This is a genomic window from Planctomyces sp. SH-PL62 (assembly GCF_001610895.1).
GTDB lineage: Bacteria > Planctomycetota > Planctomycetia > Isosphaerales > Isosphaeraceae > Paludisphaera.
This window is the reverse complement of the sequence record NZ_CP011273.1, coordinates 4,535,307-4,547,696: the sequence shown is the minus strand read 5'-3', so window position 1 is coordinate 4,547,696 and position 12,390 is coordinate 4,535,307. Positions and strand designations below refer to the sequence as shown.

Sequence of the window (12,390 nt, the reverse complement as noted above, 5' to 3'; positions counted from 1 at the left end):
TCAGGAGCCGAACCAACCGATGCTGGACGTCGCAAGCCAACTGGATATCCTCCGCCGAGGGGTCGAGCAGATCGTCCCCGAGGCCGACTTCCTCAAGAAACTGGAACGATCGGTCCGCGAGAACCGTCCCTTGCGCGTCAAGTACGGGATCGATCCGACCGGCATCGACGTCCACCTGGGTCACACGGTTCCGCTTCGCAAGCTCCGGCAGTTCCAGGACCTCGGCCACACCGCCGTCGTCATCATCGGCGACTACACGGCGATGGTGGGCGACCCGTCGGGACGCGACAAGACCCGCGACGCCCTCACCAAGGAGCAGGTCGACGCCAACGCCCGCGACTACCTCAAGCAGGTCGGACGGATCATCGACCTCGACCGCGCCGAGGTCCATCACAACGGCGACTGGTTCGGCAAGTGGTCGTTCCTGGACGTCCTCGACCTGATGCGACGGATGACCCTGGGACAGATCTCGGCGCGGGAAGACTTCGCCAAGCGGATCGCCGAGGAGAAGCCGGTCTATCTCCACGAATGTATGTACCCCTTGATGCAAGGCTGGGACTCGGTCGAGATCAACGCCGACGTCGAGCTGGGCGGGACCGAACAGCTTTTCAGCCTGATGGTGGCCCGTCAGCTCCAACCGATCCGGTCGCAAGATCCCCAGGTGGCCATGACCATGCCGATCCTGGTCGGCACGGACGGCGTCCGACGGATGGGCAAGAGCCTGGGCAACTACATCGGCGTGGCCGACTCGGCCGACGAGATGTTCGGCAAGATCATGAGCGTCCCCGACGAACCGATGGCGCAGTACTTCACCCTCCTGACGGACCTCCCGACTGAGCAGGTGAAGGAACTCCTCGCACCCGGAGCCAACCCGAGGGACGCCAAGGAGGTTCTCGCGAAGACGGTCATCGCCCAGTATCACGACGCGGAGGCGGCCGACCAGGCCGCCGCCGCATTCCGCCGACGGGCCTCGGGCGAGGACCCTCTGGAGATCCCTGTCGCCCACCTCTCGGCCGACAAGCTCGACGCCGAGGGCCGGATCGCCGCCCCCACCCTGATCAAGGAGATCGGCTTCGAATCGAGCACCTCGAACGCCCGTCGCGTGATCGAGGGGGGCGGGTTCAACGTCGGCCCGCGTCGCGAGACCATCACCGATCCGAAGGCGATGGTTTATGTGAGCGACGGCCTCGTGGTCCGGGTCGGCAAGCGGAAGATCGCCGAGATCCGCCTCGTCTGAACGGGACGACGACGGCCTCGTCGTTCGTCGTATCGCTTCCCTTCGCTTCGATCGTCTCCAGCCCTGGGTGGATTGAATGGCCGAGCACGGAATCGGGATCATCGGATGCGGCATGATCGCGGAGTTCCACACCCGCGCGATCAACGAGATCGACGGGGCCCGCGTCGTCGCCGCGTACAGCCGGTCGCGGGCGAACGCCGAGAAGATCGCCGGCCTCGCCGGGCACGCCTGCCACCTTTATGACGACCTCGACGCCATGCTCCGCCGGCCGGACCTGGACGTCGTCTGCGTCTGCACGCCCAGCGGGGCCCACATGGAGCCGGCCGTCCAGGCGGCCCGCGCGGGCAAGCACGTCATCGTCGAGAAGCCGCTGGAGGTGGACCTCGCCCGCTGCGACGCCATCATCAAGGCCTGCGACGACGCCGGGGTCCGGCTCTGCGCGATCTTCCCCTCCCGCTTCTCGCCCGCCAACCGTCGCCTCAAGGAGGCGATCGACGGCGGGCGTTTCGGCCGGTTGACCCTGGGCGACACCCACGTCAAATGGTGGCGGACCCAGGAATACTACGACTCCGGCGGCTGGCGGGGGACCTGGCGGCTCGACGGCGGCGGCGCCCTGATGAATCAGGCGATCCACAACGTCGACCTCCTCTACTGGTTGATGGGAGACGTCGAGTCGGTCGTCGCCCAGACCGCGACCCTGGCCCACGTCCGGATCGAGGTCGAGGACACCGCGGTCGCGAGCGTCCGCTTCAAGAACGGGGCTCTGGGGGTGATCCAGGCGGCCACGAGCGCCTACCCCGGTCTGTCGAAGCGGATCGAGATCCACGGCGACCGAGGCTCGGCGCGGATCGAGCAGGACGACGTGACGCTCTGGGATTTCCAGGAGAAGCTCCCCAGCGACAACATCCTCCTCGCCGCCATCGCCGGCCGGTCCTCCGGCAACTCGGGGGCCAGTGACCCGCGAGGGATCGCCCACATCGGCCACCGCGATCAGATCGCCGACTTCCTGGAGGCGATCGACGAGGGGCGAGACGCGTTCGTCGACGGTCGCGAGGGCCGCAAGTCCGTCGAGATCATCCGGGCCGTCTATCACTCGGCCCGCGAAGGCCGGGCCGTCCAGCTCCCTCTCTCGGACGACCCGCCGTCGTTCTGAGCCGACGCGGCGAGCCTTGACGGGGGGCGGGTTCCGCGACATACTCCGCGAAGACGCCCCCCCTCGCGCCGACAGGTCAAGGAGTGACCGCACATGGCCCGCCGCAAGGTCAAACGCCCCTGGCTGGATTACCTCGTCTACCTGGCCGTGCGGACGCTCGTCTTCGCCGTACAGTCCCTCTCCATCTCCCAGTCATATGCGCTGGCGCGGTTCCTGGGGTGGGTGCTGTACAAGGTCGACAGGCGGCATCGTCTCGTCGGGCTGGAAAATCTCCGCACGGCCTACGGCGATCAAATGACGGAGGAGGAGAGGGACGCGGTCGTCCGGGGGGTCTATCGGCACTTCTGCATGATGCTGATGGAGATCTTCCACACCCCCAAGACGATCAACCTGGAGAACTACCGCCGGTACATCTCGCTCGTCGGTCATCCGGCGGTGCTGGACCGGATGATCAGCCGCGAGCCGATGATCCTCCTGACCGGCCATTACGGCAACTGGGAGATCGCCGGCTACCTGTTCGGCCTGTTCGGCTTCCCGACTTGGTCGGTCGCCCGGACGCTCGACAACCCGTACCTCGAACGCTACCTGCGCTCGTTCCGCGAGAGCACCGGCCAGCGGATGATCCCCAAGGCCGGCGGTTACGATCAGATCGTCGAGGTCCTGGAATCGCGCAGGGTCCTCTCGATGCTGGCCGATCAGGACGCGGGCCAGCGCGGCATGTTCGTCGACTTCTTCGGCCGACAGGCCTCGACCCACAAGGCCATCGCGCTGCTGGCGATCGAGCACAACGCCCCCGTCGTCGTCGGCGTGGCCCGCCGGGTCGGCCCCGGGTTCCGTTATGAGATGCGTTGCGCCCAGATCATCGAGCCCGGCGAGTTCACCGGAGGGGCCGACGACGCCCGGCTCCTCACCCAGCGCTACACCAGCGCCCTGGAAGAACTGATCCGCCAGGACCCCAGCCAGTATCTCTGGCTCCATCGTCGCTGGAAGCACCAGCCCATCGCTCGCAAGAAGGCGGCGAGGCCCGAAACGGTCCGCTCCGAGGTCGCCGCCGGCTGATCTCATCTCGAACGACGGCTTCCGTCAGTGGGTTTCAAAGGTCCGTTCGGCGCCGTCCGCACCGAGCCGTACCTTGAAGCTGGAACCGTCGGCGGGAACCGAAACGTGGATGTAGCGGCCTCCGGCCGGATCGGGGTTGGCGATCAACTCGGGCGAGGTGTTCTCGCCCTCGGCCGTTTCCGCGTTGCGATGCAACTGGTAGGCGGCCTGGATCGACGGAACCTCGCGAAGCCTCTGAACGGTGGCGGCCGATCCCCCCTTGCGAGGGCCGTTGTTCATGATCGCGACGGTCGGGGCGATCGTTTGCAAGAGCGTGGGATGATTCGAGATGTCCTGGCCGTGGTGGGTGACCTGATACAGGTCGATCTTGCCCACCAGATCCACGGGGCAGACGAGCTTTCGCTCGAGGTTCCACGTCAGGTCGCCGCAGTCCAGGAAGTCGAACTTCCCGAGTCGGAACCTCAGGACGATGCTGAGTGCGTTGTCCGACCCGTCTCGGGGCATGTCCTCGGGGGCGGAATCGCACGCGGGGTCCGCGGGAGCGCCCGCCGGGGCCTCGACGACGTGGCCCGAGGCTGCCAGGACGACCGCCGAGACGTCGCCGCGAAGGGGCAAGGCGTCGCCCGGCTTCAGGACCCCCCGCTTCCCTCGCGACGCCTCGCGATAGGCGATGCCCAGCGGATCATCCGGCTTGGGTCCGTCCGGGAAAACCTGTCCGGCCACGCCGTCCTCGGGGAGCCCGCGATCCCAGAAACGGCCGATCGGGACCCGCTTCGCCAGGCCGGCGACGCCGCCGTAATGGTCCATGTGCCAGTGCGTGGTGACCAGATGGTCGATCCGATCGCAGCCGGCGTCCTTGAGGGCCTTGACGATCCGTTCAGGGTCGCGATCCCCCTCGCCGGGCCATCCGGTGTCGATCAGGATCGACTCTCGCTCCGGCGTCACGACGAGCGTCGCCGCCCCCCCCTGGACGTCGATGAAATAGATCTGCAGGCCTCCCGCCGCATCGACCTCCGAAGCACGCCCTTGGGGCGAGCCGAGGAGCATGGTGAGGCCCAATAGGGCCGCGCCCATGAAAACACTTCCGGCCCACGCCTTCTTCCGACCTCGTCGCGTCATCATCTCGGCTCACCTCGCATGTGCATCGCCTCACGCCGTGCGCTCCAAGTCGCCCGGCCGTCGGCGGCCAGGATCGATCCTGGTGCGAGGGGTGGGCGAACGCAACACTCCAGGGCCGAAAATCGACGGATCACGAAGCGTGGCGTTGTTTGCAAGTGTGCTTGTGTTCGTGGCCGGATCATTGGCGACGTTGACGCGATTTCGCGTCATCGCGCTGTTCCAGGGCACGCTTGAGCGAAAAAGCATTCAAAACAGCGCGGGAAAGAGCCCCGATCGATCGAAATTTTCAAGCTGGTGTAAACACCTGGAGAGGCATCACTTACATTGTCGCATCGACGAGCGGACGCCGGCCGAGGTCTCCTCAAGGACCTGGTGAATTACGTTAGTTCACGGACGATTCGGCCGCCGCGGAGATTCGAAGAGGTTCGCGTGTCGTTTCGACGCGGGAATTTCGGTTCTTGGGATAAGCGGAACGGCAAGGCGGAGAATCGACGACGGATTCTCGACCGCTTCAATCGTCGAACGACCTCTCGAATTCGGCCGCACTAGTACCGCGGGGGATACCCTGATCATGCAAGGCACAACCATTTTAACGGTCACGAAGGACGCCGAGTGGCTGATGGCCATACGGCCCTTCTTCCAGTCGTCGGGGCGTAGTCGACTCGTCGTGGCGGAGACCATCGAGGAAGCCGATCGGCTTTTGGAGTTCGCCAGCCCTCGGCTCGTCGTCGTCGACTGGAAGCGAGAAGGCCGCGAGTACGACGCGCTCCCGTCGCTGCTCTGGAAGAATTCGATCCAGGCCCGCCCCGCTTCGGTGATGATCGTCGCCGAGAATTATCGCGTGGACGAGGGGACCTTCATGTTCCAACTCGGGGTCGACGAGTACGTCGGCGAGACGGAGCATCGGGAGGCGATGTCGACCGTCGTGGGGGCGCTCAGCCCGGTGCACGGCCGACGCGGGTCGTCGAATCGGAATTTCGCGTCCCTGCCGGAAGCGAGCCTCGCCTCGACGGAGACGGCCGCGGAGTTCGATCCGATCGCGACCGCCTAGTCGTTCCATACGACCCACGATTCGAGGCGCCGGCGCCCTCCCGATCTGGGATGGCGCCGGCGCCTCGGAGTTGCTGAGGGTCAGGGCGCTCCCGCCGCCCGATCCGGGACGACACGGGCGGCCGGCGGCCGTTCGAGCCCCATCGGAGATCGGCCCGATCGGACTTCCTCAAGGTGCCGACTGTATTTCTCATACAGTTCGGTGTGGCGGCTGTCCGGCGTCACCGGGTCGCCGTTGATGAAGAGGAGCCGCACCGACGTCGTCGGTTGGAGCAGATGGCCCGCCGTCACGACCACGTTGGCGCTCTTGCCGGTCTCCAGCGACCCGAGTTGATCGGCGACGCCGAGGATCTGTGCAGGGGCCAGCGTGACCGCCTTGAGGGCCTCATCCTCGGGCAGCCCGAACGCCGCCGCCGTCGCCGCCTCGTAGGGCAGGAGCCGACTGTTTCGCGGTGAGCTCGCCCCTGGCGCCGAACGGATGGCGAACGCGATCCCCGCCGCATGGAGCCTGGCCGGATTGGCGTAGGCCGCGTCATAGGGATCGTAGTCCCGGCTCGGGACGTTCAGCGTTCCGGCCACCAGGACGGGGACGCCGGACTCCTTGATCTCCCTGGTCGCCTTCCAGGCGTCGGCCGCGCCGGAGATCGCCGCTTTCAACTTCAATTCCTTGATGAGAGCCAGGGCGTCGAGGATCTCCACCCGCTCGTCGGCGTGAAAGACGACGAGCTTCTCCCCCTTGGCGTAGGGGGCGAGGGCTTCGAGCCGAGGATCGACCTTGGGAGCGGAAAGCCCCTTCGCCCGCGCCTCGGCGACGACCTCGTCGTACCGCCTGGCCTTGAGGAACTCCTGCTTGAGCGACTCGAGTTGCTCCTTGCGGGCCGCGTTGGGATCGGCGTCGTCGGAGCCCTGCCGAGACTGGGAGCCGACCGGCCGACGATTGAAGCGCGGGATCTTGACCGAGAGCGCGGCCGCCTCGACCATCGCCATCTCGCGGGGGACCCAGCCGTGGAAGTCGGCGAGCGCCGCCTGGCCGGAGATGACGCCGCCCGAAGGTTCGATCAGGCCCGCAAGGACCCCGTTGGCCCGGGTGACCGGGATATGCTCGCTGTCGGCCTTGAGGGCCGTCCCGGCGCGAAGCTCGGGTTGATAGCGGCTGGCGTCGGCGAAGTCGTGGGTCTCGCCGAGGCTCCCGACCTCCGCCAGCCCGACGGTGGTCCCGGCGTCGATCATCCCGGGCCACACGTCCAGCCCCTTGATCTCGATCGTCTGGGCCTCGGGGGGGACGGGCGTCCCCGCCGGTCCGATGGCGGCGATCTTGCCGTCGACGATCGCCAGCACGCCGTTCTCGATCGCGGGGCCGCTCACCGGGTGCAGCGTGGCACCGAGGAGCGCGTAGGACCGCTTGGGCTGCGGGGTGATCGTCAGGTCCGGTTCACGCGGGGGTTCCGGCGCTGCGGGCATCTTCATCGGGTCGCCGGGACGGGTCGCGGCCTCGCCGTTCTTCGCGGGAGAGCGCTGGAAGTAGACCTCGCCGTCGATCAGAGTCATCTCGCATCTTGCGAAAGCGTCGAACGGATGGCCGTTGAAGAGGGCGACGTCTCCGTCCTTGCCGATCTCCAGCGAGCCGATGCGATTCTCGCGCCCCAGCTCGAGCGCGGGGTTGATCGTGACGAACGCGAGCGCCTGCTCCTCGGTCGCGCCGCCGTACTTCACCATCTTGGCGGCCTCGTGGTAGAGGTGGCGGATCAGCTCCTCGCTGTCGCTCTTGATGCTGACGGCGACCCCGGCCCTGGACATCAACATCGCGTTGAACGGGATCGCGTCGAAGGCCTCGATCTTGTAAGCCCACCAATCGGAAAAGGTTGATGCATGGGCGCCGTGGGCGGCGATCTCGGCGGCGACCTTGTACCCTTCCAGGACGTGCTGGAGCGACTGCACGCGGACGCCGTAGCGCTCGGCCGTTTGCAGGAGCATCAGGATCTCGTCGGCGCGGTAGCAGTGGCTGTTGATCTTGATCGTGCCGTCGAGCATCCGTTCCAGGGCTTCGAGCCGGAAGTCTCGACGCGGCGGCGGGCCGACCTTGGGTCCCCCTGCGGCGAGCTTGTCGTTGTAGTCCTTCCACTTCCGCTTGTAGGCGAGGGCCTGCTCGAACGCGCCGCTGATCACCGACTCGACGCCCATTCGCGTGTTTGGGAACCGGCCCGTCGAGCGGGTGACGTTCTCGCCGAGGGCGAACTTCACGCCCTGGGGTCCGTCCCACTGGATCAGCTCGCGACCCGGCAGGCCGTACTTCAATTTGATGACGGCGTCCTGTCCGCCGATCGTGTTCGCCGATCCGTGGAGGACGCGGGCGGTCGTCGTGCCGCCGGCGAGCGCCCGATAGATCGAGACGTCGTCGCCGGTGATCACGTCCTTGATCCGGACGTCGGGGACGACCGAGAGGCTGAATTCATTGACGCTCCCCTGGACCGCGATGTGCGAATGCGTGTCGATCGCGCCGGGGACCGCCACGAGCCCTTCGGCCTCGATGACGGCGATGCCGGGCGCGGCGGTCGCGTCGGGGCCGATCGCCTTGATCTTGCCCTTCTCGATCAGGATCGATCCCTTCGCGATCGTCGCTTTCGTCCCCGTGAGGATCACGGCGTCCTTGATGAGGACGTCGCCCCCCGTCTTGATTTGCGGCCGACGATCCGAGTCCAGCTCGGTCGCGACGTCGACGAAGGGCGGGGCGGGGGGCTCGTCTTTCTTCTCGTCGTTGGGTTTCTCATCCTTGGCTTTCTCGTCCTTGGATGGCTCGTCTTTCTCCTCGTCGGCCTTGGGAGGTTGCGGCTTCGGCTCCTTCGCCTCCTCGTCCTTGTCGGCGTCGGGCGCGGGTCGATCGCCGGAGGGGGCCGGCTGACCGCGACGGCCGCCCGGCTGATCGTCCGCCTTGACCTCGAATTTGCGACCGTCGATGAAGGTGTACCTGACCTTGGCTTTCTCGTCCTGGAAGGGCGCCGAAAAGATGGCGATGTGGGCGAGCTTGCCGGGCTCCAGGGTTCCAAGCCGCTTATCCAGCCCGACCAGCGTCGCCGCACTTCGGGTCAGGGCGTCGAGGGCCTGGTCCGGGGTCAGCCCCTCGGCGATCAGCGCGCGAAGCCTGGCCGGGACGTTGTCCAGCTTGTCGACCCCTTCCGTTCCCAGCGCGAACGGGACGCCCTCCCTGGCCAGCAGCGCGGCCGTACCAACTCGCGACTTCCAGTCCCCCTTGAACTCGGCGACGACGCGGAGCGGCTCGTCGCGTTGGGCGGGGGGACGCTTGCGGAATTCGTCCTCGGTCGGAACCTTGGGTTCCTCGGGGAAGTCCAGGCGGAGCACGACGGGGACCTTCTCGGACTTCAAACGGTCGACGACCTTGTAAGCCTCGCGACCGCCGACGATGACGGCCGAGGTGCCGAACTCCCGGGCCAGGTCGAGGGCCCGGTGGATCTCGTCGCGGGTCTCGGCCTGCCACCAGACCGGGAGAGTCTTCGCGCGGGCTTCGGCGAGGACCTCAAGCGTCGGATCGTCCGGCACGGGCGCTCCTCCGTGATCCTTCTCATACGCCAGCATTTTTTGATGATGCTCGGCGTCGCTCATGGCCTGCCTCAGATGCGCGACCGCCCCCATCAGCACGCGGGGGAAGGGGTTCTCGGCCCCACCATCTCGGGCCCCGCCGCGACTCCGCTGGCCGGGAGAGGGCTGGCCGGCGCCCGACGCCGGATCGGACGGCGGTGCAAGTTGGATGTGCAGGGCGACGGGCGAGCGAAGCAAGGCGTCGCGGCGAGGGAGGCCGGTGAGGCTCACGAACGCGCTTCGGCCGGTCGCGATCGCACCGGCCGGGGCGGTGAGCAGGTCCGTGAAACCGAGGCGGCGGCGGGGGGCGGCGACCCCCTCGCCGAGTTCGAGCCCGTCTGCGACCAGGAACTCCGGCGTGAGCCCCTTTCGGTTGTCGGCCGGCGTCTCGGCGAGCGTCGTCTCGGACAGGTCGACGGGCTTTCCGCGCCCCGTCGTCGAGCGTTCCACGCCCGCTTTCTGCCCGGTCGTCGAGTAGAGGTCGATGAAGCCCGGGTAGACGAACAGATTCTTCCCCTCGATCACCTCGGCGTCGAACGGGATGGGGACTTCCGAACCGGGCCCGGCCGCCTCGATCAGGCCGTCGCGGACCACGAGAACGCCGTCGTCGACGACCTTGCCCGGGGCGATGAAGAGCTTGGCGCCTTTCACGGCGTAGGCGGCGGGGAAGTCGGCGGCTCCGTCGTCCGCCGCCCGGATCGCGTGCGGGCTGAGGACGATCGCGGCGAGCGCGAAAAGGTGGGCGAGCCGGACGGCCCCCCGGGATCGAACGTGCGGGATTGTTGGGGACGGGCGGCTCATCGATGACCTCGTCGAGAGTATGTCTGGGGAGCGGCGGGCCCTGGCACACGGAGCATCTTATTCGATCCGATGCGCCCGAATCCAATGTTTCAGGCCCTCGGCCGAGCGACGGGCGGGGGGCGGAGCGTTGCTCAGGCCCTCGAAGCGCGGGAGACTGGGGCCGAATCGCAGCGTCCCGAGGAGTTGCGTCCGCGGCGTCGCTTCGCTGCGGTCGAGCCTCAACCCAGGAGCCTTCGCGCCATGAGACGTTTGATCGGATTGTTCGCCGTCTGCCTCGTCGCGCTTCCGTCACCGCCGTCGTCCCGGGGGCAGACCCCGGCCGACTTCGCGCAGACGGCCGCTTACGTCGCCTCGCTCCAGAATCCGGACGGGGGGTTCGGTCCGTCGCCCGGCCAGCCTTCCAGCCTCGGCTCGACGAACAGCGCCGCGAGGATCCTCCGTTATGTCGGCGGCTCGATCCCCGACGTCCTAGGCTGCATCCGATACGTGAAGTCCTGCCGAGCGGACGGCGGGTTCGCCCCGACGCCGGGCGGGAAGCCCGACTCGCTCTCGACCTCGCTCGGGCTGCTCGCGGTGGGCGAGTTGAAAATCGCCGATCGGGAGTTGATCGATGGGGCCGTCGCCTACTTCCACGAGCACGCCAAGGAGAGCGAGCAGGTTCGCATGGCCATCGCGGGCCTGGAAGCCGTCGAGGCCAAATCGCCCGACATGGCGGCCTGGGTCGAGCAGATCGAGAAGATCGGCAACCCTGACGGGACAATCGACGGCGGCCCCGAGCAGGCTTTCAAGGCCGGCACCGTGGCCGCAACCGTGCTCCGAACCGGCGGAAGCCTCAAGAACCGCGAGGCCCTCATCGCCGCCATGAAGTCCGGTCAGCGCGACGACGGCGGCTGGTCGAAGGATGCAGGCCCCTCGGATCTGGGGAGCTCCTACCGCATCATGCGAGCCCTCTACATGCTCAAGGAGAAGCCCGACCTGGATCGCCTGCGAGGCTTCATCGCCCATTGCCGCAAGGCGGACGGGACCTACTCGGCCACGCCCGACGGCCAGGGGAGCCTGAGCGCCACGTACATGGCGTCGATTCTGACTTACTGGTCGCGGTTGCTCGACGGCGAGCCGCCGGTCGTCGAGACCGCCGGGTACGTTTCGCTTTTCAATGGTCGCGACCTCGACGGCTGGGAGGGGGACGAGACGGTCTGGTCGGCGCGCGACGGGATGATCGTCGGCAAGTCGGCGGGCCTGGATCATAATGTGTTCCTGGCTTACAAGCAGCCGTTCCGCGACTTCGTCCTCTCCCTGTCGTTTCGCGTGATCGACGGCAAGGGGAACAGCGGCGTGCAGCTTCGGAGCGTCCGCGTGCCGGGGACCGAGATGTCCGGCTACCAGGCCGATATCGGCGACGGTTACTGGGGAAGCCTCTATGATGAGTCCCGCCGCAACAGGACGCTGGTGAAGGGCTCACCGGAGGCGCTGGCGAAGCTGAACAAGGCCGGCTGGAACCACTACGTCGTCCGCGCGTTCGGCGACCGCATCACGATCTACCTCAACGGTGCCGTTGCGGTCGATTACAAGGAGACCGATCCGGCGATCGCCCGTGACGGCCTCCTCGCGCTCCAGGTCCACTCCGGCGACCCGATGGAGGTGCAGTTCAAGGACGTGATGATCCAGCGCGCGCCCTCACCCGATGCGGCCGACCCCAAGACGCCGGGCTTCCACGTGCGGAGCGTCGCGACCGAGCAGGGGGACTACAAGTACACGATCTACGTCCCCGAAGGTTATGACGGCTCCAGGACCTATCCCGCCATCCTCTTCCTTCACGGCGCCGGCGAACGCGGCGACGACGGGACGCTCGTGGCGCAGGTGGGCCTGGGACCGGCCATCGTCCAGCGCGGGGATATTCCGGCGATCGTGGTCTTCCCCCAGGCCCGCAAGACCTGGCAGGCCGGTTCCGACGACGCCAAAGCGGCCCTGAAGGCGCTTGACGAGGTGGTGAAGGAGTATCGCGTGGATCCTGATCGGATCGTCTTGACGGGCCTCTCGATGGGAGGAATGGGGACCTGGAGCCTCGCCGCTCAGGACCCCGAGAAGTTCGCGGCGCTCGTGCCCATCTGCGGCCCCGGCCGGGTCGAGGACGTCGAACGCTACCTCAAGGTCCCGATCCGCGGGTTCGTCGGCGACGCCGATTCGCCGAGGCTCCACCTGGGCATGCGGACGCTCATCGAGGCCCTCCGCGCCGCGGGGGCCCGCCCGGACTACACCGAGTATCGCGGCGTGGGCCATAATAGCTGGGATCGCGCCTACAACGATCCCGCGACCATCGACTGGATGCTCGCCCAGAAGCGGCCTTGATCGAGCTGCGGCGGTCGGTCGGTCGGTC

Annotated in this window: 7 protein-coding genes; 5 read left to right on the top strand and 2 right to left on the bottom strand. The window is 67.3% G+C overall.

The genetic code is table 11. The annotated features are described in order from the left end of the window. The first annotated feature begins 19 nt into the window (after positions 1-19). From tyrS to VT85_RS17595, 3 genes are all read left to right on the top strand, one after another. Positions 20-1,237, top strand: coding sequence for a tyrosine--tRNA ligase (gene tyrS / locus VT85_RS17605; RefSeq protein ID WP_068422232.1), 1,218 nt, complete (start codon positions 20-22; stop codon positions 1,235-1,237). A 76-nt stretch (positions 1,238-1,313) separates the two neighbouring features. Continuing rightward, entirely contained in the window at positions 1,314-2,390 is a 1,077-nt protein-coding gene (locus VT85_RS17600) for a Gfo/Idh/MocA family protein (RefSeq protein ID WP_068418185.1), read from the top strand. Between the two features lie 93 nt (positions 2,391-2,483). Beyond that, on the top strand, positions 2,484-3,449 hold the full coding sequence (locus VT85_RS17595; protein ID WP_068418182.1) for a lysophospholipid acyltransferase family protein: 966 nt from the start codon (positions 2,484-2,486) through the stop codon (positions 3,447-3,449). Positions 3,450-3,473: 24 nt separating this feature from the next. On the opposite strand, the gene VT85_RS17590 is transcribed toward VT85_RS17595, so the two are convergent. Next, the gene (locus VT85_RS17590) at positions 3,474-4,523 is read right to left on the bottom strand and encodes a ComEC/Rec2 family competence protein (RefSeq protein ID WP_156512929.1); all 1,050 of its coding nucleotides are present in this window, start codon (positions 4,521-4,523) and stop codon (positions 3,474-3,476) included. Between the two features lie 616 nt (positions 4,524-5,139). Between VT85_RS17590 and VT85_RS17585 the strand changes: the two genes are divergently transcribed. Then, positions 5,140-5,619: a hypothetical protein gene (locus tag VT85_RS17585; protein ID WP_156512928.1), complete on the top strand. Its 480-nt coding sequence runs from the start codon at positions 5,140-5,142 to the stop codon at positions 5,617-5,619. 80 nt (positions 5,620-5,699) lie between these two features. On the opposite strand, the gene VT85_RS17580 is transcribed toward VT85_RS17585, so the two are convergent. Further along, on the bottom strand, positions 5,700-10,013 hold the full coding sequence (locus VT85_RS17580) for an amidohydrolase family protein (protein ID WP_082858691.1): 4,314 nt from the start codon (positions 10,011-10,013) through the stop codon (positions 5,700-5,702). A gap of 240 nt (positions 10,014-10,253) precedes the next feature. On the opposite strand from VT85_RS17580, the gene VT85_RS17575 reads away from it, so the two are divergent. Further along, positions 10,254-12,362 carry a family 16 glycoside hydrolase gene (locus VT85_RS17575; RefSeq protein WP_068418178.1) on the top strand — a complete coding sequence of 703 codons (2,109 nt, stop codon included), beginning with the start codon at positions 10,254-10,256 and terminating at the stop codon, positions 12,360-12,362. Positions 12,363-12,390 lie beyond the last annotated feature (28 nt).